The organism is Streptomyces sp. L-9-10 (assembly GCF_004151105.1).
Classification (GTDB): Bacteria; Actinomycetota; Actinomycetes; order Streptomycetales; family Streptomycetaceae; genus Streptomyces.
Map to the genome: position 1 here is coordinate 93,757 of NZ_PHRF01000020.1, position 26,997 is coordinate 120,753.

Sequence of the window (26,997 nt, forward strand, 5' to 3'; positions counted from 1 at the left end):
GGACTAGACCTTTCAAGGGTCTACGCGCGAGACTGTTCTCGTGAGACACGTCATCGCCCTGGATGTGGGCGGCACCGGCATGAAAGCCGCCCTGGTGGGGGCGGACGGCGCGCTGCTGTATCAGGCGCGGCGGGCGACCGGCAGGGAGCGCGGCCCCGAGGCCGTCGTGGAGACCATCCTCGGTTTCGCCGCGGACCTGCGCGCGTACGGCATCGAGCACTTCGGCGAGAGCGCCGTCGCGGCCGGGGTCGCCGTGCCCGGCATCGTCGACGCCGAGCGCGGTATCGCGGTGTACTCCGCCAACCTCGACTGGCACGACGTACCGATGCGCGATCTTCTCGGCGCCCGGCTCGGCGGCGTGCCCGTCGCGCTCGGGCACGACGTACGCACCGGCGGGCTCGCCGAGGGGCGGCTCGGCGCGGGCGGGGGCGCCGACCGGTTCCTGTTCGTGCCACTGGGCACCGGGATCGCCGGGGCCATCGGCATCGCGGGCGCCATCGAGGCCGGCGCGCACGGCTACGCGGGCGAGATCGGTCACATCGTGGTCCGCCCCGACGGGCCCGACTGCGGCTGCGGGCAGCGCGGCTGTCTGGAGACCCTCGCCTCCGCCGCGGCCGTGACCCGCGCCTGGGCGGCGGCGAGCGGCGACCCGGAGGCGGACGCCGCCGACTGCGCGAAGGCCGTGGAATCCGGCGACCCCGCGGCCGTACGGGTCTGGCTGGACGCGGTCGACGCGCTCGCCGCAGGACTGGTCACCGCGCTCACCCTGCTCGACCCCCGCACGCTGATCATCGGTGGCGGTCTCGCCGAAGCCGGGGAAACCTTGTTCACACCCCTGCGGGCGGCGGTCGAGAAGCGGGTGACGTTCCAGAAACTGCCCGAGATCGTCCCGGCGGCCCTCGGTGACACCGCCGGCTGTCTGGGCGCGGGGCTGCTCGCCTGGGACCTGCTCGCCGCCGCCGGGTCCTCCGCCGACGTACGCCCCACCGACGCGCGACCCACCGGAACACGACCCGCGGAAGCCCGACCCGCCGACGACAACGACCCGCCCGCCGACGATCCACTCGCCACGGAGGTATCCGCCTGATGGCCGCTAGCGCCCCACGCGCCGCGCACGCCGCACGCGCCCCACGCGCCGACAGCACCGTTCTCACCGGCGCCCGGGTGGTGCTGCCCACCGGAACCGTGGACGGCGGGCGGGTGATCATCGAGGACGGCCGGATCGCGGGCGCCGCCCGCGACGACGCCGCCTCGCTGGATCTCTCCGGCCACTGGATCGTCCCCGGCTTCGTGGACATGCACAACCACGGCGGCGGCGGCGCCTCGTTCACCTCCGGCTCGGTGGACGACGTGCTCAAGGGCATCCGCACGCACCGCGAGCACGGCACCACCACCCTCGTCGCCTCCACCGTCACCGGCGAGATGGACTTCCTCGCCCACCGCGCCGGCTTCCTCTCCGAGTTGGTCGAGCAGGGCGAGCTGGCCGGGATCCACTTCGAGGGCCCGTTCATCTCCCCCTGCCGCAAGGGCGCCCACAGCGAGGCGCTGCTGCGCGACCCCGACCCGGCCGAGATCCGCAAGCTGCTCGACGCGGCGCGCGGCACGGCCAGGATGGTCACGCTCGCCACCGAACTCCCGGGCGGTATCGACTCCGTACGGCTGCTCGTGGAGCACGGCGTGATCGCCGCCGTCGGCCACACGGACGCGACATACGAGCAGACCGTGCGGGCCATCGACGCGGGCGCGACCGTCGCGACGCATCTCTTCAACGCGATGCCGCCGCTCGGACACCGCGCCCCGGGACCGATCGCCGCGCTGCTGGAGGACGAGCGGGTCACGGTCGAGCTGATCAACGACGGCACGCATCTGCACCCCGCGGCCCTGGAGCTGGCCTTCCACCGCGCGGGCGCGGACCGGGTCGCCTTCGTCACGGACGCGATGGACGCGGCCGGGTTCGGCGACGGGCGCTACCAGCTCGGCCCGCTCGCGGTCGAGGTCAAGGACGGCGTCGCGCGGCTGGTGGAGGGCGGCTCGATCGCCGGCTCCACGCTGACCCAGGACACCGCGTTCAAGCGGGCGGCGACGGTGGACCGGCTGCCGGTGGAGGACATCGTCCAGGCGATCTCCGCCAATCCGGCGCGACTGCTGGGCGTGTACGACAAGGTCGGTTCGCTGGAGCCGGGCAAGGACGCGGACCTGGTGGTCCTGGACGAGGAGTTCTCGGTCAAGGGTGTCCTGCACAAGGGCGAATGGGTAATTGACCCCAAGTAGGCCGATTCATTTGAATCAGCGACAAGTCAGCTGATTCGACCGCAAAGCAGAAGAAAGCCATACGAAGGCGGTCGGCTCGGGGTCTGGGCCTACCGCCTTCTGTTTGGCATGATCGCTCCGGTAATCGGCCGAGCGGGTATCGGCCACATGAGCGCGTTTTCCCCGGGGGTGCGACGGATGATCGTGACGGTCACGCTCAATGCCGCGCTGGACATCACCTACCGCACCCCCGAGCTGATCCCGCACACGACGCACCGCGTCAGCGATGTCGTCGAGCGCCCCGGCGGCAAGGGCCTGAACGTCGCACGGGTGCTGTCGGCGCTGGGCCACGAGTCGGTGGTGACGGGGTTCGCGGGCGGCCGGACGGGCGACGTACTGCGGGAGCTGCTCGCCGGCTGCGGCCCGGAGGGCTCCAGGGGCCGGCCGGCCGACGCGCTCGTACCGATCTCCGGGTCCACCCGCCGCACGCTCGCCGTCGTCGACGAGGCCACCGGCGACACCACCCAGCTCAACGAGCCGGGCCCGACCGTCTCGTCCAGCGAGTGGTCCGCCTTCCTCGGCACGTACGAGCGACTGCTCACCGGCGCCGACGCCGTGGCCCTGTGCGGCAGCCTGCCGCCCGGCATCCATGTCGGCGCGTACGCCGAACTGATCCGCCGGGCCCGTGCGGCGGGCGTGCCGACGCTCCTCGACACCAGCGGCGAACCGCTGCGCCGCGGCGTCGCCGCCCGCCCCGATCTGGTCAAGCCGAACGCCGACGAACTCGCCCGGCTCACCGGCTCCCGGGAGCCGCTGCGCGCCGCGCGCGACGCCCGGCGCCGCGGCGCGCACGCCGTCATCGCCTCGCTCGGACCGGACGGCATCCTCGCGGCCACGCCGGACGGTGTCTGGCAGGCGACCCCGCCCGCGCCTGTGAAGGGCAACCCGACGGGCGCGGGCGACTCGGCGGTGGCCGGGCTGCTCTCGGGCCTCGTCGAGCAGCTGCCCTGGCCGGCCCGGCTGGCCCGCGCGGTCGCGCTGGCCACGGCGACGGTCCTGGCACCGACGGCGGGCGAGTTCGACGCGGAGGCGTACGAGGAGCTGCTGCCGCGGGTGGCGGTGACGGAACACCCCGGACCGTAGCGCCGGGACCGATCCGCGAGCTGGAAGAACCGCGAGCTGGAAGAACTGAGGGACACATGCCACTCGTCAGCACCGGTGAACTCGTCACGGCCGCCAGGGCCGGAAACCACGGGATCGCCGCGTTCAACGTCATCACCCTGGAGCACGCCGAGGCGATCGCCACCGGCGCCGAGCGGGCCGGTGCGCCCGCGATCCTCCAGATATCGGAGAACGCGGTGACGTTCCACGGCGGCGACCCCGGCGCGGTCACCGCCGCCGCGGCGGCCGTCGCCCGCGCCTCCTCCGCGCCGCTCTCCCTCCACCTCGACCATGTCGAATCGGCCGCACTGCTGCGGGCCGCGCCCGGGGCCGGCTTCAGCTCGGTGATGTTCGACGCGTCGAAGCTGCCGTACGCGGAGAATCTCGCGGCCACCGCCGAGGCCGTGCGCTGGGGCCACGACCACGGCATCTGGGTCGAGGCGGAGCTGGGCGCGGTGGGCGGCAAGGACGGCGAGCCGTCCCTCGACGCACACGCCCCGGGGGTACGGACGGATCCGGCCGAGGCGGTCGTCTACGTGGCCGAGACCGGCGTGGACGCGCTGGCCGTCGCGGTCGGCTCGTCCCACGCGATGACGCACCGCACGGCCGCCCTGGACCACACCCTGATCGCCACGCTGCGCGACGCCGTCCCCGTACCGCTGGTCCTGCACGGCTCGTCCGGTGTCCCGGACGAGGAGATCCGCCGGGCGGTCGCCTCCGGCATGGTCAAGATCAACGTGGGCACGGCCCTCAACACCGCCTTCACCGGCGCCGTACGCGAGTACCTCGCGGCGCACCCGACGACGGTGGACCCCCGGAAATACCTCGTCCCGGCTCGCGAGGCGATGGCCGGGACGGTGGCGGACTTCCTGCGGGCGGTCGGCTCCGCGACGACGTGATCACTACCCCTTGGGGGGCGTGACCTCCAGCCAGTCGAGGATGGCGTCGCACTGATTGCCCTGCTCGCAGGAGATCTTGAGGGTGTTCTTGCCCTTCTTGAGCTCCACCGGCGCCCACGTGGTCTGCCAGTTCTTCGACCAGTCGGGGTCGTCGGAGCTGATGAAGTTCTTCAGCCCGAGCGGGGAGTTGTTCGCCTTGCCGTTGACGGTCAGGGTGGCGTTGGCGTCCTTGGCGGGGATGGCGTAGCGCACGGACAGCGCGTAGGCGCCGGCCTTCTCGATGTCGGCGGTCCAGGTCACCGAGGCGCCGACGGCGTTGAAGCCGGTCACATACGAACCATTGGTGCCCTGGGCGCCGTCGATGTCCGTCGCGAGGGCGGCGGGCGGTCCCAGCTGGAGGGTCGCCGCGTCCTGCTTGGGGAGGCCGATCCCGTCGGGCGACGTCTCGTCCTTGCCGCTCGCCCCGTCGGTGGGCTGCTGCGACTGCTCGGCCGAGGGGACCGGGCCGCCGGACGGGGTCGCGTCGGCGTTGTCGTTCTTGTCGTCGCCGTTGCTGAGCAGCGCGGCCGTGATACCGATCACGACCACCGCGACGACGGCGATCGCGCCGATCAGCAGGCCCTTGGTGTTGGGGCCGCCGCCGCTGCCGCGTCCGCCGCCCCGCTGCGCCGGCACCTGACGGGTGGTGGCACCGCCGGGGTGGGTCTCGGGGGCCGCGTAGTGCGGGTTCTGCTGCTGGCCGTACGGTGCCTGGCCGTAGGGCGCCTGCTGCTGGCCGTAGGGAGCCTGGCCGGACTGGCCGTACTGCGGCTGCTGACCGTACTGCGGCTGCTGCGGCGGGGCCGCCTGCTGCTGGCCGTACTGGCGCTCGCCGACCGTCCTGACCTGGTTGTACGACGTCCTGGGCACGCCAGGCTGCGCGGCCGGACCGGGGTAGCCGTAGCCGCCTTGGCGTCGCTGATTGGCGCCCGCCGCCTGCCCGTCCTCGTACAGATAGCCGAACGGATCGTCGTCCTCGGGCGTGCTAGCGCCGTTGTTCCCGGCCGTCATCCCTGGTCACTCCTTACCATCTCGCCAGCGTCGCCGACCGGCCGAGCCTACCTCGAATGGGCAAGGCCACGGACGGGCCTTGAGGGGTGTCAGCCAGTCTGCGCCCCGTGGATGAACAACGGATCGCGGACATGTCGCAGCCCTGTCCCGAACAGTTCGGGAACACGGCTTCCGACCCGTCCCGAGGACCCGTCCACGAGCGTCTACCCCGCACGCCGGTGAACCTTGCTCCGCGATCGCTTCTCGATATACATCCGCTGGTCAGCGGATTGCAGCACTTCCTCCACCGACATCCCGCAGCTCGCCCAGCTGATACCGAAGCTCGCCCCGACCCGGACCGCCCGGCCGTCGACCCTGATCGGCGGAATGATCGCGTTCCGCAGCCGTACGGCGAGGTCGGCGGCGTCCGCCGAACCGAGTCCGTCCGCGAGAACGACGAATTCGTCACCCCCGAGGCGCGCGACGGTGTCCCCGTCCCGTACGCCCGTGGTCAGCCTGCGCGCGACCTCGATCAGCACCGCGTCGCCGGTGTTGTGGCCGAACCGGTCGTTGATGGACTTGAAGCCGTCGAGGTCGCAGAAGAGGACCGCGAGGCCCTTCGTCCCGTCGTCGGCCTCGGGGTCGTCGCTGGGCGCGACCATGTGCACATGGTGGTCGGGGGGCACGCCGCCGACCGCGGGGACGACGGAGCGTCCGCCGCCCTGCCGGCCGCCGCGCTCCTCGTACTGGTCGTAGCCGTCATAGCCGTCGTACGCGTCGTATCCGGGCTCGTACAGGACGGTGCCCTCGTACCCTCCGTACGCCGCGTCCAGCGCCTCGACCGCGGTCTCGCGCATCGCGTGGGGCCGCGAGCAGAGCCGGGCGCTGAGGCGGGAGCGCAGCTCGGCGCTGTTCGGCAGGCCAGTGAGCGAGTCGTGCGAGGCGCGGTGCGCGAGCTGGAGCTCGCGGCTCTTGCGCTCCTCGATGTCCTCGACGTGGGTGAGCAGGAAGCGCGGGCCGTCGGCGGTGTCGGCGACCACGGAGTTGCGCAGCGAGACCCAGACGTACGTGCCGTCGCGCCGCAGCAGCCGCAGTTCTGCGCGGCCCCCCTCGGCGGAGGTGCGCAGGAGGGTCCCGATGTCCTCGGGGTGGACCAGATCGGAGAACGAGTGGCGGCGCATCGCCGAGGCCGGGCGGCCCAGCAGCCGGCAGAGCGCGTCATTGGTCCGCAGCAGCCGGCCGTGCTGGTCGCCGCCCATCTCGGCGATGGCCATCCCGCTGGGTGCGTACTCGAACGCCTGACGGAAGGATTCCTCACTGGCCCGCAGCGCCTGCTGTTCGCGTTCGAGACGGACCAGCGCGCGCTGCATATTTGCTCGGAGGCGAGCGTTACTGATCGCAATGGCGGCCTGGGACGCGTACATCTGGAGCGCTTCCTGCCCCCAGGGGCCCGGACGGCGCCCGCCGCGCGGCCGGTCGACGGAGATGACGCCGAGCAGCTCGCTCCCGCCACCGGAGGCGTACATCGGGGCGTAGAGCCGGTCCTGCGGGTGCCACTCGTCCTCGAAACGGGGATCGGGGCCCTCGGTGTACCACTGCGGAACGTCGTCCTCCAGCAGCACCCAGCCCTCGGTGTGCGGTATGAAGCGCAGCTCGCCCCAGCTCTCGCCCATCAGCAGCCGCCGCTCCCAGGAGGCCCGGGAGCCGACGCGGCCCGTGATCAGGGCTTCCGCGGCGGCGCTTCCGGCGAAGGCGGCGACGACGAGGTCGCCGTCGGCCTGGACGACATTGACGCAGGCCAGTTCGTAGCCGAGCCCGGAGACGACCCCGTCGGCCACGGTCTGCAGGGTGTCCGCCAGGCTGCGGGCGGTGTTGAGTTCGGCGACGGCCTCATGCAGCTGCCGCAGGGTCGCAAGACGGACATACGGCTCCGACTCGGTCTCCATTGCTCGCTCTCCCCGAGACCTCGACAGCAACTCCAGGATTCTCATCGGCTCTCGTCTTGCACTGGCATCGCCACTGAATCACAGGGAGCTGCGCGCTCGGTACACAGGGTCAACAATTACCCCACTCTGTGAGTCAAGTCACATGATCCGATCAAGAGGCGAAAAGCCTGATGGGAGCGCTCCACACCTTTCGTGAACGCAAATTTTACGACGGCCCTCGGGGGACGCGGGCGCGGGCGTTGACGGCGGGCGCGGGCGTTGACGGCGGGCGCGGGCGTTGACGGCGCGGGCGGGCGTTGACGGCGGCGGCGGGGGCCGGCGCGATCGGATGTCGCCGGCGCGATCAGATGTCGAGGAAGCGCACGTCCTTGGCGTTGCGCTGGATGAAGGAGCGCCGGGCCTCGACGTCCTCACCCATCAGGACGGAGAAGAGAGCGTCGGCAACGGCCGCGTCGTCGAGGGTGACCTGGCCCAGGACGCGGTGCTCCTGGTCCATGGTCGTGATCCGCAGTTCCTCGGCGTTCATCTCACCCAGGCCCTTGAACCGCTGGACGGAGTCGTCCCTGACCCGGCGGCCGTCCCGTCGGCCCCGTTCCAGCAGTACGTCGCGTTCGCGGTCGGAGTAGGCGTACTCCACGTGGTCCCGGCCCCACTTGATCTTGTAGAGCGGGGGGCGGGAGAGGTAGACGTGCCCGTGCTCGATCAGAGGCCGCATGAAGCGGAACAGGAAGGTCAGCAGCAGGGTGTTGATGTGCTGACCGTCGACATCGGCGTCCGCCATCAAAATGATCTTGTGGTACCGGAGCTTCCCGATGCCGAAGTCCTCGCGCACGCCCGTGCCGAACGCGGAGATCATCGACTGGACCTCCTGGTTGTGCAGGATCTTGTCGATACGGGCCTTCTCGACATTGAGGATCTTGCCGCGGATGGGAAGGATCGCCTGGTACCGCGGGTCGCGGCCGGACTTGGCCGAGCCACCGGCGGAGTCCCCCTCGACGATGAAGATCTCGCTCTTCGCCGGATCGCTGGACTGGCAGTCGGACAGCTTGCCCGGCAGGGCCGCCGACTCCAGCAGGCCCTTGCGGCGGGTCAGGTCCCGGGCCTTGCGGGCCGCCAGCCGGGCGGTGGCCGCCCGCGTCGCCTTGCGGACGATGTCGGCCGCCTCGTGGGGGTTGCTGTCGAACCAGTCCGTCAGGTGCTCGTGCACGACCTTCTGCACGAACGTCCTGGCCTCGCCGTTGCCCAGCTTGGTCTTGGTCTGGCCCTCGAACTGCGGCTCCCCCAGCTTGACCGAGATGATCGCCGTCAGACCCTCGCGGATGTCCTCACCCGTGAGGTTGCCGTCCTTCTCGCGCAGCAGCCTCTTCTCACGCGCGTACCGGTTGACGACCGTGGTCAGCGCCATGCGGAAGCCCTCCTCATGGGTGCCGCCCTCGTGCGTGTGGATGGTGTTGGCGTACGAGTAGACGCTGTCGGCGAACTGGCTGTTCCACTGCAACGCGGCCTCCACCGACAGCAGCCGCTCGGCGTCCTCGGCGGCGATGGAGACGACGGAGGGATGGGCCGGCTCACCTTTGCGGGCATTGAGGTGGACGACGAAGTCGGCGATGCCGCCGTCGTAGCGGTAGGAGACCGTCTTCGCGGCCTGCTCCCCGGCGGTGTCCGAACCCGCTTCGTCCGCCGCGGCGGTCGCGCGGGCCGACGCACGCTCATCGGTGAGGGTGAGGGTCAGCCCCCGGTTGAGGAAGGCCATCTCCTGGAGCCGTCTGGCCAGCGTCTCGAAGGAGTACTCGGTGGTCTCGAAGATGCCGCCGTCGGCCCAGAACGTCAGGGATGTGCCCGTCCTCGATGTGGCCTCGTGGCGGGCCGGCGGCGCGGTCGGCGCCCCGTCCTTGTACTCCTGGGTCCACCGGTGACCGTCGGTCCGGATCTCCACCGACAGCCTCGTCGAGAGCGCGTTGACCACCGACAGGCCCACACCGTGCAGACCTCCGGAGACGGCGTACCCGCCGCCCCCGAACTTGCCGCCCGCGTGCAGCACGGTCAGTACGACTTCCACGGCCGGCTTCCCCTCCACCGGGTGCGTGCCCACCGGGATGCCGCGCCCGTTGTCGACCACCCGCACGCCACCGTCGGCCAGGATCGTCACGTCGATCCGGTCGGCCACCCCGGCCAGCGCCTCGTCGACGGAGTTGTCCACGATCTCCTGCACCAGATGGTGCAGACCCCTCTCGCCTGTGGAGCCGATGTACATCCCGGGCCGCTTGCGTACCGCGTCCAGCCCGTCCAGGACGGTGATCGCGTTGGCGTCATACGCGGCAGACCCGGCATGGCCGTTCTGCTCGACGCCGGAACTCTCGGAGGTCGCTGGGGCGGTGGGAGCGCCGGAAGTAGTCACAAGGCTCTCTTTTCGGACATGGCGAACCGCGCTCCCGCGCGCCACGGCGCGAGAGCGGTCGGATCGCTGGACGGAAAACATGTCGCGGACAGACCGAAGAGGACCCTCCGGGCCCGCGGATCCCGGCGCCGGGGGCGACGGGACGCTTCTCAGATTACCGAAGGTCCCACGCGGACCCGGGGCAAGAAGCCCCACAGGCGCCCCTCTCGTCGCCGCCGATCCTGTCGGCCAATCCCCCCTGCCTGATTAGCGGGAAAATCCCGGAGGATGGCACACGGGGGGTTTCTGGGCGGTTCAACGCGTCGGGTTACAAGGGCTTTTTCGGCGTGGCAGCGCGTGAGGGAACGAGTGACACGGCGACGGCGACGGCGGCGGTGGCGCTCACATGGCGGCTCCTGGTCCTAGGACCGGGCTGGTCCCCTGGCCCGATGCGGGCGCGGGCCGCCGGGGCTAGCGTCTTCTCCGTGCACCAAACGCCCCCTGACACCCGTACCGAAGCCGTCGACGCCATCCCTCATCCTGAGGGGGTGAGCAACGAAGAGTTCCGCGCCGCCCTCGCCCGGCTGGCCGCGGGTGTGGTGCTGGTGACAGCGCACGAGCCTCCTTTGAGCGCCACCGGACCGCGCGGCGAGGACGCCGGGATGACGGCGACCGCCTTCATGTCGGTCTCGCTGGACCCGCCGCTGGTCCTGGTCAGCGTGCGCAACGGCTCCCGCATGGACGACCTGCTCGCCGAACAGCCGCTGTGGGCGGCCTCCTTGCTCTCCGAGAGCCAGCGGCATGTCGCGGGCCGGTTCGCGATGAAGGGCCGGATCAGTGACCGGCTGCTGTTCGAGGACGTCCCGTACCGCCGGGGCGAGGTGAGCGGCGCGCTGCTGATCGGGGGGTCGCTGGCGTTGCTGGAGTGCTGTACGGAACAGCGGATCGAGGCGGGCGACCACACGCTGGTCATCGGCCGGGTGCTGACGGCGGAGCTGCCGAGCGCGGACGGCGGGCCGCTGATGTATTTCAAGGGGCGCTACCGGCAGTTGGGTTCGTAGGATCGGCGGATGACGCCGCTGAACCCACCTCTGCCCCCACGGCTGCTCCCTCTGCTCGATCAGTTCGACTTCGCGCGGACGCGGCTCGCCGACCGTCTGGCGGGCCCGGTCATGGACAGCGGCAACGGCACGGACGTCGACGTCGTCCCGATGACCGACGAGGAGTATCTCTGGGAGCCGGTAGCCGGCTGCTGGTCGGTCCGCCGCCGTGCGGACGGGCCGGGGCCCGGGGCGACGCTGCTCATCGGCGCGGGCGAGTGGGGGCACGACTACGCGGCCGCCCCGCACCCCGCGCCGCCGCCGTTCACCACCATCGCCTGGCGGTTGAGCCACCTCAGTGAACTGCTGACCCTCCGCGCCGACCACACGACCGGAACCCACACCCTGACCCGGGACGACTACCGGGTGAGCGGGGACGCCGCGGGCGCGATGGCGGCCTTCGACGCGGGGGCCGACGCGTGGCGGAAGGCGCTGCTCGCCACGGACGAGACCGCGCTGGACACGGTGGGACGCAGCACCTACCCGCACGGCAGCGACCGGGAGAACGTCTTCATCGACATCGTGTGGTGGGTCAACCAGGAACTGCTGCACCACGGGGCCGAGGTCGCCCTGATACGGGACCTCTACCGCCACCGGTGAAGGACGGGACTCCGGACGTACTCGTCCTGGGCCTGGGCCTGGGCCTGGGCCTGGGCCTGGGGCCTGGGCCTGGGGCCTGGGCCTGGGCCTGGGGCCTAGGTCCAGCCACGGCCGGTACGGCCGCGCTTCGTCTCGGCGCGCTGCTTCTTCTCGCGCAGCCGGCGTTCGTTGATCCCGCGCGGGATCTTCGTCTTACGGCGCGGGCGCGGTGGCGGAGCGGTCGCCTCCGCCAGCAGGGAGGCGAGCCGTACGGCCGCGGTCTCGCGGTTGCGCCACTGAGAGCGGTGCTCCGACGCGCGTACGGTGATCACGCCGTCCACGAGCCGGTCCGCGAGCCGCTCCAGCGCGCGTTCCTTCCAGACCGGCGGCAGCGCTTCCGTCTTCGCGAGATCGAAGCGCAGTTCCGCCTTCGAGTCACTCGTGTTGACGTGCTGTCCGCCGGGCCCGGAGGACCTTGAGAAACGCCACATCAGTTCGGCCTCCGGCAGGGAGACCGAACCGCGGATGACATGAGCGGGTCCGGACATGCCCCCATGGTCCCGTGTCCGGCCCGATTCCGTCACCCTCTTTTCCCTGCGTTCCCGGCGGGGAGCGGCGGGGAGCGGCGCGGGTAAAGAAAGCAAAGAGGTGAGGAACCTCCCGGGCCTCTGCCTTCGTTATGCCGGGTGACGGTAGCTTCGGGACCACTCGAAGCCCGCACACGACAACGAAAGGGACATCCCCATGGCTGTAAGCCTGTCCAAGGGCGGCAACGTCTCGCTCACCAAGGAGGCACCGGGCCTGACAGCCGTCACGGTCGGCCTCGGCTGGGACGTCCGTACCACCACCGGCACCGACTTCGACCTCGACGCCTCGGCGATCGCGGTCAACGGAGGCGGAAAGGTCGTCTCCGACGGCCACTTCGTCTTCTTCAACAACAAGTCGACGCCGGACCAGACGATCGTCCACACGGGTGACAACCGCACGGGTGAGGGCGAGGGCGACGACGAGGCGATCAACGTCAACCTGGCGGGCCTGCCGGCCGACGTCGAAAAGATCGTCTTCCCGGTCTCGATCTACGACGCCGAGTCCCGCAGCCAGAACTTCGGCCAGGTGCGGAACGCGTACATCCGCATCGTCAACCAGGCCGGCGGCACCGAGATCGCCCGCTACGACCTGAGCGAGGACGCCGCCACCGAGACCGCGATGGTCTTCGGCGAGCTGTACCGCAACGGCGCGGAGTGGAAGTTCCGCGCGGTCGGCCAGGGCTACGCCTCGGGTCTCGTGGGCATCGCCACGGACTTCGGCGTCAACCTCTGACCCGAACGCCGCGCGCGGAGCGACGCGAAACGAGTGGGCCCCGGCTCCGGCCGGGGCCCACCCGTCTGCGCGGACGCACACCGGGGACAGTCGGGGCGCCCCGGGACGTTTGATGTCGGGCGGGGGCCGCCCCGACTACCCCTCACCCCTCACCCTCACCCCCACCCGCACCCGCACCCGCACCCGCTACTCCAGCGACGGCTTGTCCTCCCCGTACAGCCAGGTGTCCCACAGGTCTCCGAGGTCGCGGCCCGACTCCCGCTCCACGTACGTCGTGAAGTCGTGGGTGTCCGCGTTGCCGTGACGGTGCGTCCGGGCCCAGCCGCGTACGAGACGGAAGAAGGCGGCGTCGCCCACGGTCTCCCGTACGCGCTGGAGCACCATGGCGCCGCGTCCGTACACCGGCGGGTCGGAGATGTTCACCGCGGAGGGCGGGCGGGCCGGCGGGAAAGCCCAGTTCGCGTCGGCGTCGTACGCGTCGGCGAAGCTCTGGCGGACCGGTACTCGCTCGGTGTGTTCCGTCCAGAGCCACTCCGTGTACTCGGCGAAGCCCTCGCTGAGCCACATGTCCTGCCATGACTTGGGGGTCACGGAGTTGCCGAACCACTGGTGGGCCATCTCGTGGACCAGCGTCGCGACGCTGGTGGGGCCGGGGAGGAACGGCCTGTTCTGGGTCTCCAGGGCGTACCCGGAGTCGCCCGGCCGCCCGATCACCACACCGGTCGAGGAGAAGGGATACGGCCCGAAGGTCTTCTCCTGCCATTTCACGATCGCGGGCAGCTCCTTGAGGAGCCGCGCGCCGCTGCGGGCGGCGGTCGGGTCGACCGCCGTGAAGACGGGCACCGCCCCCTTCGTCCCGTCGGTCCGACGCGTCTTGTACGGGCCGATGGCGACCATGGCCACATAGCTCGCCATCGGCTCCGCCGCATGCCAGTCGAAGGACGTGTGCCCGTCCGCCGTGCGCTCATCGCGCAGTTCACCGTTGGAGACGGCCTTCAGTCCCTCGGGGACGGTGATCCGGATGTCGTAGGACGCCTTGTCGCTCGGGTGGTGGTTGCCCGGGAACCACGCCATCGATCCGGTCGGCTCCCCCAGCCCGACCGCGCGCTCCCCGGACCGCAGCCAGCCCTCCTCCGAGGCGTCGGGGTCGGTGATGCGGCGGGGCGCGCCGGAGTAGCGGACGACCGTACGGAAGGTGGCGCCCCGGCGGAGGTCGTCGCCGGGGCGCAGCGTCAGTTCCGTACCCGCGTGGTGGAACGCGGCCTTCTCGCCGTCGACGGTCACGGAGTCCACCGTCAGCCCGTCGAGATCGAGGTTGAAGGCGCTGAGGTCCTGCGTGGCACGGGCGGTGATCTCGGCGGTGCCGCTGAGCCGGCCGGTGTCCGGCGCGTAGTCGAGGGTCAGGCCGTAGTGCTGGACGTCGTACCCGCCGTTGCCGATCCGCGGGAAGTAGGGATCGCGCAGGCTCGCGGCACCCGGCCTGCCGTGCACGCCGCCGCCCGGCACACAGCCGCCGAGAACGAGAACGAGGACAAGGGCAGTGGTGAGGGAGAGAGCGACAGGGAGTGCAGGGGCGGGGCCGGAGGCGGAGGCGGGGCGGAGTGCCGGACGCGGGTACACCCGGTGATCGTAGGCCGGGTGGCGTTGACTCGCCGGTCGGCGGGGACTCGCCGGGTCACCGGGACACCAGGTCGCCGGGGCACCGGGCCGCCGGGACACCAGGTCACCGGGACACCAGGTCACCGGGACACCAGGTCACCGGACGTCAGAGCACCAAGGCACCTGCACCGGCACCGGGGGGCACCAGGTCACCTCGACGCGAGGCACCGCGACACCGAGGCGTCGCGACACCGAAGCACGGAGGCACAACGGAGGCACCGAGGCATCCGCCCCGTGCTCGACCACCCCCACGAGCCCGTCTGGCCGGCCGTGACACCATCGGGCCCGTGCTCGACATCGGCTACTCCCTCTCCCGGCGCTTTCCCGATCCCCCGCAGACCGACTACCGCCTCGCGGATGTCCGGGCGCTGCGGCACGACCTGTTCTGCGGGGATGTCTATCTCGCGGACACCCACGCGGACCGCGAGGTGTCCACCGCCTGGGGATGGGTACCGGTGCTCGACTTCGCCTGGGCGCTGTGCGACATCGTGGAGCAGCTCGACCGCGATCCGCGCGGCAGCCGCGCGGCCAAGCCGCAGTACGCCGAGCTGGACTTCACCGAGTCCGCCGACCGCATGCTCTTCCAGCGGCGCTTCGGCTGGGTCGATGTGGAGGCCGACTGGATGCCCGGCGACGAGCCGCCACTCACCTTCAGCCACCGTCTGCTGCGCCGTGAGGCACGTGACTTCCTGCACGATCTGATCGCGGATCTCGCCGACATGCACGAGGGCCTGGCCGACAATCCGATCGTCTGGGACCTCCAGTCCCGCTTCCCCCGCAGCTGACCCGCCCAGGCGGAGATCCAGACGGGGACCCAGGCGGAGACCCAGACGGAGGCTCAGCCGCCGACCCGGCGAAGCCCCAGGTCAGGGCCGGGCGCGGGCCGGGCACGGGCAGGGGACACCTCGCGGGCCGACGGTCCCGGCCGTGGCCACCGCATCACCCCCACACCGCGGTCACACACCCCACTCATCGAATTTCGAATCGGCAGGCGTACATCCCTCGGCACCGGGCAGACGAGGTCCTGCCGGGGCACTGCCGGGAACCGGGCGACCGCTTCCTCCCCCCACTGAAGGCCGTGCCTCTGGAGCACCACGAAGGCCCCGACCCATCCCCCCAGGTCGGGGCCTTCGAAGGACGGGGCGGGTCCTCATCGGTCCTTCTCATCGGTCCTCGTCATCAGTCCTCCACCCGCACCCCGATCTGCGCCGCGAACGCCGGTGCCAGCTGTAGCAGTTGGGCCGAGCTGATGACCGCTCCCGCCAGCCGGTCCATACCGCGCGCGATATCCAGCTCGGCGACCGTCCGCAGATCGACGTCCTTCATCCGGGCACCGCTCAGATCGGCCCGCCTGAGCACGCAGTCCCGGAACTCGACCCGTACCAACTCCGCTCCCCCGAAGTCCGGTTCGGACAGGACGACGCCCTCGAACACGACGTCCTTGAGCCGGGCCTTCCGGAAGTTCAGATAGTCGATCTTCCCGCCCCGGATCAGCACCCGCTCCAGCACGGCGCCATGCAGCTGCGTCCCGCCCAGCCGCGCGTCCACCACCTCCACATCGCGCAGCGACGCCCCGGCCAGATCCGTGCCCACACCCCGGACACCGCTCAGTACGGAGTCGATGAACCGCGCCCGCCCCAGCGCCGTCTCGTCCAGTCCGCAGTCCCGCAGCGCGCAGTCGATGAACCGCGAGCCGGGCCCCTCCTGTCCCGACAGGTCGAGATCCTTGAACTCCAGCCCGTCGTAGTCGCCGTCCGGGTCGAGCCCGCCGCCGTACGGGCTCAGCGGCGGCAGCCGTACCTCTGCCCGCCGCGCCGCCGGGACCCCGCCCGCCCCGCCCGCGCCGCTCTTCGTTGTCTTCCGTGCCATGCCCCCATGGTGACGTACACCACTGACAACGCGCCGATGTCACATCCGGCTGTCCAGTTCCCGTCACAGGGGTGAGAGCGAGCGAAGGAGAGAGACAGACCATGAATCCCAGCCATCGCGTCACCGTCATCGGCGGCGGCTTCGCCGGGCTCACCGCCGCCATCAGCGCCGCCGAGTCGGGCGCCGCCGTCACCCTGTACGAGGCCCACCGCACCCTCGGCGGCCGGGGCCGCACCGCTCAGGGCCCGTACGCGGCCAACGACGGGCCGCACGCCCTCTACAGCCACGGGCCGCACTGGGCCTGGCTGCGCCGGCGCGGTCTGCTCGGTCCGATGGCGTCCGCGCCCCTGCGCGAGGGCCACCGCTTCCGCTTCCACCGGGCCGGGGCACTGCGCAGGACCCCGCCCCTCGGGGTGTTCACCCTCGCCCGCCGCAAGACCGAAACCGCCCCGGTGGACACCGACTTCATGACCTGGGCCACGGAGCTGGCCGGCGCCTCCACCGCACGCGCCGCCGCACACTTCGCCGCCGTCGCCCTCTTCCACCACGACCCCGGCGCGCTCTCCGCCGCCTTCGTCCAGGAGCGGCTGCGGCGCGCCACCGCCATGCCGCCCGAGGCCCGCTACCCGGTCGGCGGCTGGGGCCGGTTGACCGACCGGATGGCCGCGCACGCCCGGAGTCTGGGCGTGCGGATCGAGACCGGCGTACGGATCGACAGCCTCCCCGAGCACACCCCCGTGATCGTCGCGACCTCCCTGGAAGCGGCCCGCCGCCTGCTCAAGGACGACAGCCTGCGCTGGACCGGCGGCCGAACCGCGCTGCTGGACCTCGCGCTGCGTACGCGCAAGGGCGACCCGTTCATCGTCTCGGACCTCGACGCGCCCGGCTGGCTCGAACGGTTCACCGCGCAGGATCCGTCCCTCGCCCCGACCGGTGAGCAACTGCTCCAGGGCCACTTCCCCATCGGCCCCGACGCGTCCAAGGCCGAGGGCATCGCCCGCGCCGAAACCCTGCTCGACCTGGGGTTTCCCGGCTGGCGCGACCGTACCGCCTGGCGGCGCGAGTCCCTCGCGACGGGCCGTACCGGAGCCGTCGACCCGCCGGGCACCACCTGGCGGGACCGGCCCCGTATCGACCGGGGCCAGGGCGTCTTCCTCGCGGGTGACGAGGTCGCCGCGCCCGGGGTGCTCACGGAGGTCTCGTTCAACAGCGGGATCGGCGCGGCGGCGCTGGCCGTCCAGCAGCTCTCGGCCCTCAACCAGCAGAGCTCCGACGCCGCTTGACCGCTCCCTCGCTCGGCCGCCCGACCGCTCGGCCGCTCGGCCGCTCGGCCGCTCGGCCGCATGCCGGCCTGCCCGCCGGACCGCCACACCGCCCGGACCGCCGGACCGCCGGACCGCCGGACCGCCGTGCCGCTGTGCCGCTGTGCCGCTGTGCCGCTGTGCCGCTGTGCCGCCATACCGCTGTGCCGCTTGACCTCAACCATGCTTGAGGTCATTGGCTGTTCCCCGTACGCCGGACACCTTCGTACGCCGGACCACCCCTGGGAGCCCGCCATGCACGCCATCCGCCTCCACGCCTTCGGCCCCGCCGAGAACCTCGTCCACGAGCGGACCGACGACCCCGTACCCGGCCCCGGCCAGGTCCGGATCGCCGTCGCCGCGGCCGGGGTCCATCTCCTCGACACCGCCCTGCGCGAGGGCATGCGGGGCCCGTACCCCGCCCCCGCCGAACTGCCCACCATCCCCGGCCGCGAGGTGGCCGGTACGGTCGAGTCGCTCGGCGAGGGCGTGGACACGGGCTGGCTCGGCAAGCGGGTCGTCGCCCATCTCGGGATGGTCCCGGGCGGTTACGCGGAGCTGGCCGTCACCGACACGGCACGGCTCCACGAGATCCCGGCCGGGCTCGACGAGGCCGAGGCCGTCGCCATGATCGGCACGGGCCGTACGACCATGGGCATCCTCCAGTTCACGGATCTCGGCCCCGACGACATCGCCCTCGTACCGGCGGCGGCCGGCGGCATCGGCACGCTCCTCGTCCAGTACGCGAAGAACGCCGGCGCCACCGTCATCGGACTGGCGGGCGGCGCGGCCAAGGTCGCGCGGGTCGCCGCGAACGGCGCCGACCTCGCCGTCGACTACACCCTGCCCGACTGGCCCGAGCGGGTCCGCGCCCACCTGCGCGACCGGCTGGGCGACCGGCGCGCGACCGTCGTCTTCGACTCCGTCGGCGGGGCGACCGGGCGCGCCGCCGTCGACCTTCTCGGCAAGGGCGGCAAGCACATCGTCTTCGGCTGGTCGGGCGAGGGGCCGCACGACGGGGAGCCGCTGACCTTCACCGACGAGGAACTGGCGGAGCGCGGCATCACCTCCGAGTCCGTCCTCGGGCCGGTGATGATCGCCAAGGCGGGCGGCGACGTCCGCGCGCTCGAAGAGCGGTCACTTGCCGAGGCCGCCGCGGGACGGCTGCGCCCCGCCGTACAGCGCTTCCCGCTGGCGAACGCGGCCTGGGCGCACCGCGCGCTGGAGACCCGCGGAACGATGGGGAAGGTCGTCCTGGAGCCGTAACCGGCCGTCCGGAATGGGGGGAAGACCCCGTACCGGCGCCGGGACGGGGGTCCAGCGCCGGTACGGCACCCCCCCTCGCACCCCCTCGCGCCCCCTCGCACTCCTTTCGCGTCACCTGAAGGGGGAGGGGCGCGAGAAGCGAAGACCACCGATTCGTGGTGTTCTGTGCAGAGATTTGACTGACGCGATGCGAGGGGCGATCCGGCAGAGATTCACGGTGAGGGGTGAGGGGTGAGGGCGGTGAGCGCTGTGAGGGCGGTGAGGGACGATCCCGATGAGTGACCCGCCGGCGTCCGGCGCACAGCCACCCCCACCGCCGCCACCCCCACCGCCGCCTCCACGGCCACCCGGCCCGCTGCCCGGCGCCGTGGTCGACCCCCACCGCTGGTGGGCCCTGGCCGTCATCGCGACGGCTCAGCTCATGGTCGTGCTCGACGCCACCATCGTGAACATCGCCCTGCCCTCCGCCCAGCGCGATCTCGGCCTCACCAACGGCAACCGGCAGTGGGTGATCACCGCCTACACCCTCGCCTTCGGCGGACTCCTGCTGCTCGGCGGCCGGATCGCCGACCTCGTCGGCCGCAAACGCACCTTCATCGTCGGACTGATCGGCTTCGCCGCGGCTTCCGCGATCGGCGGCGCGTCCACCGGCCCCGAGATGCTCTTCGCCGCCCGCGCGCTCCAGGGCGTCTTCGCCGCGCTCCTCGCGCCGTCCGCGCTCTCCCTGCTCACCACCACCTTCACCGGTGGCACCGAGCGGGCCAAGGCGTTCGGGATCTTCAGCGCCATCGCGGGCGCGGGCTCCGCCATCGGACTGCTCGTCGGCGGCGTGCTCACCGAGTTCCTCAGCTGGCGCTGGTGCCTCTACGTCAATGTCCCGATCGCCGTGATCGCCGTCGTCGGCGCGCTCACCCTCCTCAGCGACCGGGCGGGCACCCGGGGAGCGCACCTCGACATCCCCGGTGTCGTCCTCGGCTGCGGCGGGCTCGTCGCCCTCGTCTACGGGCTCAGCGAGGCCGAGACCGACGGCTGGACCGCCCCGCTCGTCCTGGGCCTGCTCCTCGGGGGCGTCGCGCTGCTCGGCGTCTTCACGTGGTGGCAGACCCGCTCCCCCGGCCCGCTGCTGCCCCCGCACGTCATCCGCGACCGCAACCGCGGCGGCTCGGTGCTCACCATGTGCCTGACGACCATCGGGCTGTTCGGGGCGTTCCTGTTCATGACGTACTTCTTCCAGAACATCCTCGGCTACTCACCGCTCAGAACCGGTCTCGCCTTCCTGCCGCTGACCGTCGCGATCGTCGTCGGATCCACCCAGATCTCCGCCCGGCTGCTGCCCTACGTACCGCCGCGGCTGCTGCTGGGACCGGGGCTGCTGCTCGCCTCCGGCGGGCTGTACACGCTGACCTTCATCGACACCCACTCCAGCTACCCCACCCACATCCTGCCCGGCACGCTGCTGCTCGGGCTGGGCCTGGGGCTGACGTTCATGCCCGCCATCTCCACCGCCACCACGGGCGTCGCGCCGAAGGACGCCGGGGTCAGCTCCGCCACCGTCAACACGGCTCAGCAGATCGGGGGTTCCATCGGTACGGCGCTGCTCAACACCCTCGCGACGACCGCCACGGCGACGTACCTGACGAGTCATCTCGCGGCGGCGGAGCGGCAGGCGGCACCGAAGGGAGGGCTCACGCCCGCGCAGAAGGCCGACATCGTGAACACCGGCACCGTCCACGGCTTCACCGTCGCCATGGCCTGGGCGGCCGTCATTCTGCTGGTGGCGGCGGCGATCGCCGTGCTGCTCGTCAACGGCGGTTCGCCGCGCAGCAGGGAGGCGGCGGGCGAGGCGGCACCGGCCGCCTGACGCCGCCCCCGTACTGATCCCGGCTACCGGGACGACGCCCCCAGCGCGCCGAGCGCCTCGTCCGTCAGCCGGAACACCGTCCACTCGTCCTGCGGCGCCGCGCCCAGCGACCGGTAGAACGCGATCGACGGCTCGTTCCAGTCCAGGACGGACCACTCCAGCCGCTCGTACCCGCGCTCCACACAGATCCGCGCCAGCTCGGTCAGCAGCGCCTTGCCGTGCCCGCCGCCACGCCGGTCGGGGCGTACGTACAGATCCTCCAGGTAGATTCCCCGGACGCCACGCCACGTGGAGAAGTTGAGGAACCAGAGCGCGAACCCGGCGGGCTCCCCGTCCTCCGTCTCCGCGATATGCGCGTACGCGGCGGGCCGCTCCCCGAACAGCGCCTCGCGCAGCTGCTCCTCGGTCGCGCGTGCCTCGTCCAGGGCCTTCTCATACTCCGCCAGCTCACGGATCATCGCGTGGATCACCGGAACGTCAGCGGGTGTGGCGGTACGAATCATGGGCCCAGACTCCCCTGCCGCCCGGCACTCGCGCCAGTTGTCCCTGCCGCCCGTCCCGCCAGTTGTCCCCGCCGGCCCTCGCACCGGTTGTCCCCGCCCGCCCTCGCACCGGTTGTCCCCGCCGACTGCCCCGCCGGCTATCGCGCCAGCAGCGACCGGGCGATCGACACCTGGTCCGGTTGCAGCGCGCGCTCCCCGTCCGCCACGTGCCACAGACTGTTCTGGAGCACCCGCCCCAGCGTCCAGGCCCGCGCCCGCGCCCGGTCAAGGCCCAGCACGTCCGTCATCAGGTCGAAGCGCCACAGCGTCCCCGCCGCGTCGAACCGGTTGTCGAGGGCCGGCATCAGCTCGAACCCCGGGTCGCCCGCCAACGGCTTCGGGTCGATCGCCAGCCACGGTTCCCGGGGGTCGTCGGGGTGGGACGCGAGCACGTTCTCGTAGTGCAGATCCCAGTGCAGCAGCCGGTCCCCGGGCTCGCCCGCCACCTCGCGCACCGCCGCCGCGCAGTCGCGCAGCAGCCTCCGCTCGCCCTCGTCCGGCAGCGACCGCGACGCGACCGGTACGTCGTCGAGCATGCGCGCGGCGATGTCCCCCAGGGTGCGCATCCCGGCCGGGGCCGGCACCGACGTCAGCCGCGCCAGCAACTCCGCGATGATGCGGACCGCCTCGCGCGAGTCCACCGCGCCCAGGTCCCGGGTGGCGAGCCGCTCCAGCAGCAGCGTGCCCGTCTCGTCGTCGTACTCCAGCAGCCGTACGGCACCGTCGCCGTCCCACACGCGCAGCGCCACCGGCTCCCCGGCCGACTCCTCGTCCAGATGCTGGAGCTTCAGCACGGCGGGCGTACCGTCCACCCGCTCCACCGGCAGCACCAGCGCGCACATGCCGTACATCGAAGGGCCGGTACGGCGCAGCTTCCACCGCTCCAGGAAATCGGCCGCCCGGCCAGGCAGCGCCGCGATGAAGGCGCGGCCGGCCTCGCCCAGGATCTTCGACTGTGTTTCCGCCAACTCCACCGGAATGTCAATCACGTCACCGATCCTACGGGCGTGGGTGAATCGGCCCATGCGCCGTTTCCTCCGCCAGGCACGCCGGGCCTCCCGGGCCCGCCAGGCACCCCAGGCCTCCCGGGCCCGCCAGGTCCGCCGGGTCCGCCGCGCGGTCCGCGCCGGGATCGTCTGGATCACGAGCGCCCCCGGCACCTATCTCTGGCTGGCGGCCCTCTTCGTCACCACCGTCGCCCTCCACCGCATGTCACCGGGGTTCGAGGAGGACTTCCTGCGCCGGCGCTCCACCAACATCCACGAGCTGTCCACCGACCCGGTCCGGGTGCTCATCGCCAGCGCCTTCTATATCGACGGCGGTACGTGGGCCCCGTACGCCGTGCTCTACACGGTCTTCCACGCACCGGCGGAACACTGGCTCGGCACCGCGCGCTGGCTGGCCGTCGTCGCCCTCGCGCATGTCGGCGCCACGCTGATCAGCGAAGGCGTCCTGAGCTGGGCCATCCGGCACGGTCACGCCCCGCAGTCCGCCGTCAACACGCTCGATATCGGGGTCAGCTACGCGCTCGCCGGCGTCATCGCCGTCCTGACGTACCGCGTGCCGAAGCCCTGGCATCTGCCCTACCTCGGCGCCATCCTCATCTTCTTCGGCACCCCCCTGATCGCCGAGCGCAGCTTCACCGACCTCGGCCACTTCGCCGCCGTCCTGATCGGCCTCGCCTGCTACCCGCTCACGCGGGTCCGCGGACGCCGCCGAAACCTGGACAGACGTACGGACAACGGTGTACGAACACCCTCATGACCAGCGCGAACAACGGCGGCACGAGCCACAGCGGCACGAGCAACGGCGGTATCTCCTTCTGGTACGCGCGGGACGGCATCCCCGCCCCCCGCGAGCCACTGCCGGGCGACGCGACCGCCGATGTCTGCATCGTCGGCGGCGGCTATACCGGCCTGTGGACGGCGTACTACCTCAAGAAGGCCGTCCCGTTCCTGACCATCACCGTCCTGGAAGGCAAGTTCTGCGGCTACGGCGCCTCCGGCCGCAACGGCGGCTGGCTCTACAACGGCGTCGCGGGCCGCGACCGCTACGCCCAACTGCACGGCCACGAGTCCGCCGTCCGCCTCCAGCGGGCCATGAACGACACCGTCGCCGAGGTCATACGCGTGGCCGACGAGGAGCGGATCGACGCCGACATCCACCGGGGCGGCGTCCTCGAAGTCGCCCGTACGCCCGCCCAGCTCGCCCGCCTCAAGGCGTTCCACGCCGCCGAGATCGCCTTCGGCGAGAGCGACCGCACCCTCCACGGCGCCCGCGAGACCGCCGAACGCGTCCGGGTCGCCGGAGCCGTCGGGTCCAGCTGGACCCCGCACGGCGCCCGGCTGCACCCCGCCAAGCTGGTCACGGGCCTCGCCGCGGCCGTCGAGGCGCTCGGCGTCACGATCCACGAGTCGACGCCGGTCACCGAGATCAAGCCGAAACACGCCGTCACCCCGTACGGCACGGTCCGCGCGCCCTACATCCTGCGCTGCACCGAAGGCTTCACGGCGACCCTCAAGGGCGCCCGCCGCGCCTGGCTCCCGATGAACTCCTCGATGATCGCCACCGAACCGCTCCCCGCCGAGATCTGGGACACCATCGGCTGGGACGGCCGCGAAACCCTCGGCGACATGGCCCACACCTACATGTACGCGCAGCGCACCGCCGACGACCGCATCGCCCTCGGTGGCCGCGGCCACCCGTACCGCTACGGCTCGAGGGCGGCCCGCCTCGGCCACCCGTCCGGCACCGAGCCCGCCACCATCGAGGCCCTGCGCGGCATCCTGGCCGACTTCTTCCCCACCACCGCGGGCGTCCGTATCGACCACGCCTGGTCCGGCGTCCTCGGCGTCCCCCGCGACTGGTGCGCCACGGTCACGCTCGACCGCACCACCGGCCTGGGCTGGGCGGGCGGCTACGTGGGCTCCGGCGTGGCCACCACCAACCTCGCGGCCCGCACCCTCCGCGACCTGATCCAACAGGACTCCGGCCAGTCGGGCCCCACGGACCTGACCACGCTCCCCTGGGTCAACCACAAGGTCCGCCGATGGGAACCGGAACCCTTCCGCTGGCTGGGCGTCCACGGCATGTACGCGGCCTACCGCACGGCGGACCGCAGAGAATCCACGGCCTCCACCGCCGACACCCACCCCCTGGCCCGCACGGCCAACCGCATCGCGGGCCGCTGATGGTGATATCCCCTTGGACAAGCCCTACATTCTGAGCGGGCGTACCACGCTGCCCAGGACTCGGTCGGCGGGGAAGTAGCCCACTATGCGTGAGTCGAGGCTGCTCACGTCGTTGTCGCCGAGCAGTACCAGGCTGCCGGGCGGCACCAGCTCGCCCGTGGTGCCGGACAGGAGGGGAACCCGGTCGGTCGGTACGGGGTTGCCGGGTACCGCCGCGACGCGCTTGATCAGCCATTCACGGTCGGTGAGGCCGCGGCCCCCGGCCGCGCGTCCCACCGGTGGCCTGGTCCAGCGCGCGGCGGGCGCGGGACGTTCGACCACGACCACCTGGCCCGGCGCGGGCGAGCTGTCCCGGCGTACGAGCACCAGGTCGCCGTCGCGGTAGGCGGGCCGCATGCTCTCACCGCGTACGGTCACGGCCACCAGCTTGCGCCCAAGCCACGCGGACCCCAGAGTCGACGCCACCGCGGCCAGAGCGCACAGCAGGGCCGGCAGACGTGCGTCGATGAGCAGGAGCAGCGGCGCCGCGGCCCAGACCGACGCGGTCACCAGCCGCACCCCTGTCAGGCCCGTCAGGACATCCAGAGGCCGCCGCGGTGCCGGGGCCTCCTCGCCCAGCAGTCTTTCGGCGGGCAGCGCGGCGTCCAGCAGTCTTTCGGCGGGCAGCACGGCGTCCAGCAGTCTTTCGGCGGGCAGCACGGCGTCCAGCAGTCTTTCGGCGGGCAGCACGGCCAGTACATGATCGGGCAGGGAGGCGCGCGCCTCGCCGACGGGCTTCCCCATCGCCTGTTCCGGCTGATCGTCGGCGGGCGCTTGCTCGGTCGTCATGCCTGTCCTCCCATGGCGCTCCGTTGATCCGCCTCGGCCCGGTAGCCGGACGCCTGGAGCAGGAACAGCCGCGCGTACTCGCCCTCGGAGGCCATCAGCGCCGCGTGGTCGCCCCGTTCGGTTACGCGGCCGTCCGAGAGGACGACGATGGAGTCGGCGTCCCGTACGGCGCCCAGGCGGTGCGAGATCAGCAGGCTGGTCCGTCCGCCGCGGTACTTCCTGAGCGAGGCATGGATCTCGGCCTCCGCCTCCGCGTCCAGTCCCGCCGAAGGCTCGTCGAGGATCATCAGATCGTGCCGGTCCCGCAGGAACGCCCGTGCCAGGGCCAGCCGTTGCCACTGCCCGCCGGAGAGCACCACCCCCGTCTCCGGGTCGTCCTTCTCGGATTCCGTGAAGAACAGGCGTGACAGCAAGGTGCCGTATCCGCTGGGGAGAGCGGCGAGTTTCCCGTGGATCCCCGCGCGAGTGGCCGCCGTCCGGAGCCGGGCGTGGTCGTCGAGCGACTCCAGATCGCCGAGCGCGATGTTCTCCGCGGCCGTCATGTCGTAGTGCATGTAGTCCTGGAACACCGCGCCGATCCGCCGCCGCAGTTCGGCCGGGTCGACGTCACGCACATCCACGCCGTCCCAGAGGATCGCTCCCCGGGTGGGATCATAAAATCGGCAGATCAGCTTGACCAGCGTCGACTTGCCCGCGCCGTTGAGTCCGACGAGGGCCAGGGAGCCGCCGTACGGGAGATACAGATCGACTCCGCGCAACACCCATGGATGGTCGTCCGAGTAACGGAACCAGACATCCCGCAGCTCGATCCCGCACCGGAGGCCCGGCAGCGCCCGCGGGGTGGCGGGGACAGGGAGTTCAGGGCCGGCCGAGGTCACGGTCATATAGTGATCAAACATAAGAAGAGCCTGATGAATGAGGGCGATCTGTCCTGCGAGTGCGGCCAGAGCGGTCTGCACCCCGGCCACCGCGGCGACGAACATGGTGATGTCACCCACCGAGAGTGTTCCGGCATGTGCTGAGCCCACAGCCCAGAGCAGTCCGCCGCCGCTCACCAGCGCGGCCAGCAGACCGAGCCCGGTCTGGACGAGGGCCTCCCGGCGGTCCACCGACCGCTTCGCCGCGTCCGTGACCCGGCGCTCATCCAGCATCCGTCCGCGCAGGAAGGCCCCAATGCCGAACAGCCTTACCTCCTTGGCCGCGTCGACACCGGTCAGCAACTGGCTGTAGAAGATCTCCCGCCGTTCCGCCGGCCCCACCGCCAGGAACATCCGCGCCCTTCGCCGCGACAGCGCCAGCTCGGCGATCAGCATCGGCACCCCGGCCAGCAGCACCAGCGCGGTCATCACCGGGCTGACCAGCAGCAGGGAGCCGAGGAACCCGGCCACGGTGATACCCGCTCGCACGCTGCCCAGCATGCTGTCGACCGTCTGGCTGGGGGTGCTTCTGCCCGCCTGGTCGGCCAGCCGCAGCCGGTCGAGGAAGCGCGGATCCTCGAACCGCGCCAGCCCGACATAGCCCCCGACCGCGGTGAACAGCCTGTCCTGAGCCAGCAGTCCGACCCGGCGGTCCATCTCCGTACGGAGGTACCGCGCCCCATGGGGGACGGTGCCGACGACCGCGGTGACCAGGGCGAGACCCGCGCCGAGAGCGATCAGCCTTCCCGCCGTGGCGCCCGCGACGAGATCGTCCAGCACCAGCTTGGTCAGCCAGGCGGTCACCACCGGGAGTGAGCCGGTGACGAGCATGAGCACGCAGTAGAGCGCCAGGGGGCCGGGGGCCGCGGTGGCCGTCAACGCGCAGGCCGCGACGGCCATTC

At 71.8% G+C, this 26,997-nt stretch carries 23 protein-coding genes; 13 read left to right on the plus strand and 10 right to left on the minus strand.

Features of this window, described 5'->3' with window-relative positions; translation table 11 throughout:
• Positions 1 to 40 precede the first annotated feature (40 nt).
• From CU044_RS04430 to CU044_RS04445, 4 genes are all read left to right on the plus strand, one after another.
• Entirely contained in the window at positions 41 to 1,087 is a 1,047-nt protein-coding gene (locus CU044_RS04430) for an ROK family protein (protein ID WP_129767111.1), read from the plus strand.
• A complete protein-coding gene (gene nagA, locus CU044_RS04435; protein ID WP_129767112.1) occupies positions 1,087 to 2,271 on the plus strand; it encodes an N-acetylglucosamine-6-phosphate deacetylase in 1,185 nt (394 codons plus the stop codon). Before CU044_RS04430 ends, nagA begins: the two co-directional genes overlap by 1 nt.
• A 177-nt stretch (positions 2,272 to 2,448) precedes the next feature.
• On the plus strand, positions 2,449 to 3,393 hold the full coding sequence (locus CU044_RS04440; RefSeq protein WP_129767167.1) for a 1-phosphofructokinase family hexose kinase: 945 nt from the start codon (positions 2,449 to 2,451) through the stop codon (positions 3,391 to 3,393).
• A 56-nt stretch (positions 3,394 to 3,449) separates the two neighbouring features.
• Positions 3,450 to 4,310, plus strand: a complete 861-nt coding sequence (locus CU044_RS04445; protein ID WP_129767113.1) for a class II fructose-bisphosphate aldolase — start codon at positions 3,450 to 3,452, stop codon at positions 4,308 to 4,310.
• 3 nt (positions 4,311 to 4,313) lie between these two features.
• Here CU044_RS04445 and CU044_RS04450 read toward each other — a convergent pair whose 3' ends face one another.
• The 3 genes from CU044_RS04450 to gyrB all read right to left on the minus strand — a co-directional run bounded on the left by CU044_RS04450 (position 4,314) and on the right by gyrB (position 9,683).
• Positions 4,314 to 5,360, minus strand: a complete 1,047-nt coding sequence (locus CU044_RS04450) for a CBM35 domain-containing protein (protein WP_129767114.1) — start codon at positions 5,358 to 5,360, stop codon at positions 4,314 to 4,316.
• A gap of 203 nt (positions 5,361 to 5,563) precedes the next feature.
• Positions 5,564 to 7,285: a diguanylate cyclase CdgB gene (gene cdgB, locus CU044_RS04455; protein WP_129767115.1), complete on the minus strand. Its 1,722-nt coding sequence runs from the start codon at positions 7,283 to 7,285 to the stop codon at positions 5,564 to 5,566.
• A gap of 343 nt (positions 7,286 to 7,628) precedes the next feature.
• Positions 7,629 to 9,683, minus strand: a complete 2,055-nt coding sequence (gene gyrB / locus CU044_RS04460) for a DNA topoisomerase (ATP-hydrolyzing) subunit B (RefSeq protein ID WP_129767116.1) — start codon at positions 9,681 to 9,683, stop codon at positions 7,629 to 7,631.
• Positions 9,684 to 10,210: 527 nt separating this feature from the next.
• Between gyrB and CU044_RS04465 the strand changes: the two genes are divergently transcribed.
• Both CU044_RS04465 and CU044_RS04470 read left to right on the plus strand, forming a co-directional pair.
• Positions 10,211 to 10,723, plus strand: a complete 513-nt coding sequence (locus CU044_RS04465; protein ID WP_129767117.1) for a flavin reductase family protein — start codon at positions 10,211 to 10,213, stop codon at positions 10,721 to 10,723.
• A 9-nt stretch (positions 10,724 to 10,732) separates the two neighbouring features.
• Entirely contained in the window at positions 10,733 to 11,362 is a 630-nt protein-coding gene (locus CU044_RS04470) for a DinB family protein (protein ID WP_129767118.1), read from the plus strand.
• 95 nt (positions 11,363 to 11,457) lie between these two features.
• Here the strand turns inward: CU044_RS04470 and arfB are convergent, their stop codons facing one another.
• Positions 11,458 to 11,889 carry an alternative ribosome rescue aminoacyl-tRNA hydrolase ArfB gene (gene arfB / locus CU044_RS04475; protein ID WP_129767119.1) on the minus strand — a complete coding sequence of 144 codons (432 nt, stop codon included), beginning with the start codon at positions 11,887 to 11,889 and terminating at the stop codon, positions 11,458 to 11,460.
• A 196-nt stretch (positions 11,890 to 12,085) separates the two neighbouring features.
• Here arfB and CU044_RS04480 point away from each other — a divergent pair, with 196 nt between their 5' ends.
• Positions 12,086 to 12,661: a TerD family protein gene (locus CU044_RS04480; RefSeq protein WP_129767120.1), complete on the plus strand. Its 576-nt coding sequence runs from the start codon at positions 12,086 to 12,088 to the stop codon at positions 12,659 to 12,661.
• Between the two features lie 186 nt (positions 12,662 to 12,847).
• Here the strand turns inward: CU044_RS04480 and CU044_RS04485 are convergent, their stop codons facing one another.
• Entirely contained in the window at positions 12,848 to 14,167 is a 1,320-nt protein-coding gene (locus tag CU044_RS04485) for a M1 family metallopeptidase (RefSeq protein WP_240045341.1), read from the minus strand.
• A 440-nt stretch (positions 14,168 to 14,607) separates the two neighbouring features.
• Between CU044_RS04485 and CU044_RS04490 the strand changes: the two genes are divergently transcribed.
• On the plus strand, positions 14,608 to 15,105 hold the full coding sequence (locus tag CU044_RS04490; protein ID WP_129767122.1) for a hypothetical protein: 498 nt from the start codon (positions 14,608 to 14,610) through the stop codon (positions 15,103 to 15,105).
• 394 nt (positions 15,106 to 15,499) lie between these two features.
• On the opposite strand, the gene CU044_RS04495 is transcribed toward CU044_RS04490, so the two are convergent.
• Positions 15,500 to 16,189, minus strand: a complete 690-nt coding sequence (locus CU044_RS04495) for a pentapeptide repeat-containing protein (RefSeq protein WP_129767123.1) — start codon at positions 16,187 to 16,189, stop codon at positions 15,500 to 15,502.
• A 101-nt stretch (positions 16,190 to 16,290) separates the two neighbouring features.
• On the opposite strand from CU044_RS04495, the gene CU044_RS04500 reads away from it, so the two are divergent.
• The 3 genes from CU044_RS04500 to CU044_RS04510 all read left to right on the plus strand — a co-directional run bounded on the left by CU044_RS04500 (position 16,291) and on the right by CU044_RS04510 (position 20,617).
• Complete coding sequence (locus CU044_RS04500; protein WP_129767124.1) at positions 16,291 to 17,472, plus strand: FAD-dependent oxidoreductase; 1,182 nt, start codon at positions 16,291 to 16,293, stop codon at positions 17,470 to 17,472.
• Between the two features lie 273 nt (positions 17,473 to 17,745).
• Positions 17,746 to 18,756 (plus strand): zinc-binding dehydrogenase, encoded by a 1,011-nt coding sequence (locus CU044_RS04505; protein WP_129767125.1) that lies wholly within the window; start codon positions 17,746 to 17,748, stop codon positions 18,754 to 18,756.
• A gap of 274 nt (positions 18,757 to 19,030) precedes the next feature.
• Positions 19,031 to 20,617: an MFS transporter gene (locus tag CU044_RS04510; RefSeq protein ID WP_129767126.1), complete on the plus strand. Its 1,587-nt coding sequence runs from the start codon at positions 19,031 to 19,033 to the stop codon at positions 20,615 to 20,617.
• 23 nt (positions 20,618 to 20,640) lie between these two features.
• Here CU044_RS04510 and CU044_RS04515 read toward each other — a convergent pair whose 3' ends face one another.
• A complete protein-coding gene (locus CU044_RS04515) occupies positions 20,641 to 21,120 on the minus strand; it encodes a GNAT family N-acetyltransferase (protein WP_129767127.1) in 480 nt (159 codons plus the stop codon).
• Positions 21,121 to 21,257: 137 nt separating this feature from the next.
• Entirely contained in the window at positions 21,258 to 22,184 is a 927-nt protein-coding gene (locus tag CU044_RS04520) for an aminoglycoside phosphotransferase family protein (RefSeq protein WP_129767128.1), read from the minus strand.
• Here CU044_RS04520 and CU044_RS04525 point away from each other — a divergent pair.
• Positions 22,183 to 22,923: a rhomboid-like protein gene (locus tag CU044_RS04525; RefSeq protein WP_240045333.1), complete on the plus strand. Its 741-nt coding sequence runs from the start codon at positions 22,183 to 22,185 to the stop codon at positions 22,921 to 22,923. The two genes, CU044_RS04520 and CU044_RS04525, sit on opposite strands and share 2 nt — an antisense overlap.
• Positions 22,920 to 24,350 (plus strand): FAD-dependent oxidoreductase, encoded by a 1,431-nt coding sequence (locus tag CU044_RS04530; protein WP_129767129.1) that lies wholly within the window; start codon positions 22,920 to 22,922, stop codon positions 24,348 to 24,350. The genes CU044_RS04525 and CU044_RS04530 overlap by 4 nt, the downstream gene beginning before the upstream one ends.
• A gap of 24 nt (positions 24,351 to 24,374) precedes the next feature.
• Here the strand turns inward: CU044_RS04530 and CU044_RS04535 are convergent, their stop codons facing one another.
• A complete protein-coding gene (locus CU044_RS04535; protein ID WP_129767130.1) occupies positions 24,375 to 25,178 on the minus strand; it encodes a S26 family signal peptidase in 804 nt (267 codons plus the stop codon).
• Positions 25,175 to 26,995: an ABC transporter ATP-binding protein gene (locus CU044_RS04540; RefSeq protein WP_240045343.1), complete on the minus strand. Its 1,821-nt coding sequence runs from the start codon at positions 26,993 to 26,995 to the stop codon at positions 25,175 to 25,177. Before CU044_RS04540 ends, CU044_RS04535 begins: the two co-directional genes overlap by 4 nt.
• Positions 26,996 to 26,997 lie beyond the last annotated feature (2 nt).

Excerpts from the sequence above, each read along its gene's own strand:
- CU044_RS04440 (WP_129767167.1), top strand. The coding sequence starts at position 2,449 with ATGATCGTGACGGTCACGCTCAATGCCGCGCTGGACATCACCTACCGC.
- cdgB (WP_129767115.1), bottom strand. The coding sequence starts at position 7,285 with ATGGAGACCGAGTCGGAGCCGTATGTCCGTCTTGCGACCCTGCGGCAG.
- CU044_RS04530 (WP_129767129.1), top strand. The coding sequence starts at position 22,920 with ATGACCAGCGCGAACAACGGCGGCACGAGCCACAGCGGCACGAGCAAC.
- CU044_RS04535 (WP_129767130.1), bottom strand. The coding sequence starts at position 25,178 with ATGACGACCGAGCAAGCGCCCGCCGACGATCAGCCGGAACAGGCGATG.
- CU044_RS04540 (WP_240045343.1), bottom strand. The coding sequence starts at position 26,995 with ATGGCCGTCGCGGCCTGCGCGTTGACGGCCACCGCGGCCCCCGGCCCC.
- CU044_RS04505 (WP_129767125.1), top strand. The coding sequence starts at position 17,746 with ATGCACGCCATCCGCCTCCACGCCTTCGGCCCCGCCGAGAACCTCGTC.
- CU044_RS04515 (WP_129767127.1), bottom strand. The coding sequence starts at position 21,120 with ATGATTCGTACCGCCACACCCGCTGACGTTCCGGTGATCCACGCGATG.
- CU044_RS04525 (WP_240045333.1), top strand. The coding sequence starts at position 22,183 with ATGCGCCGTTTCCTCCGCCAGGCACGCCGGGCCTCCCGGGCCCGCCAG.
- CU044_RS04470 (WP_129767118.1), top strand. The coding sequence starts at position 10,733 with ATGACGCCGCTGAACCCACCTCTGCCCCCACGGCTGCTCCCTCTGCTC.
- CU044_RS04500 (WP_129767124.1), top strand. The coding sequence starts at position 16,291 with ATGAATCCCAGCCATCGCGTCACCGTCATCGGCGGCGGCTTCGCCGGG.
- CU044_RS04495 (WP_129767123.1), bottom strand. The coding sequence starts at position 16,189 with ATGGCACGGAAGACAACGAAGAGCGGCGCGGGCGGGGCGGGCGGGGTC.
- CU044_RS04480 (WP_129767120.1), top strand. The coding sequence starts at position 12,086 with ATGGCTGTAAGCCTGTCCAAGGGCGGCAACGTCTCGCTCACCAAGGAG.
- CU044_RS04510 (WP_129767126.1), top strand. The coding sequence starts at position 19,031 with ATGAGTGACCCGCCGGCGTCCGGCGCACAGCCACCCCCACCGCCGCCA.
- nagA (WP_129767112.1), top strand. The coding sequence starts at position 1,087 with ATGGCCGCTAGCGCCCCACGCGCCGCGCACGCCGCACGCGCCCCACGC.
- CU044_RS04450 (WP_129767114.1), bottom strand. The coding sequence starts at position 5,360 with ATGACGGCCGGGAACAACGGCGCTAGCACGCCCGAGGACGACGATCCG.
- arfB (WP_129767119.1), bottom strand. The coding sequence starts at position 11,889 with ATGTCCGGACCCGCTCATGTCATCCGCGGTTCGGTCTCCCTGCCGGAG.
- CU044_RS04445 (WP_129767113.1), top strand. The coding sequence starts at position 3,450 with ATGCCACTCGTCAGCACCGGTGAACTCGTCACGGCCGCCAGGGCCGGA.
- CU044_RS04520 (WP_129767128.1), bottom strand. The coding sequence starts at position 22,184 with ATGGGCCGATTCACCCACGCCCGTAGGATCGGTGACGTGATTGACATT.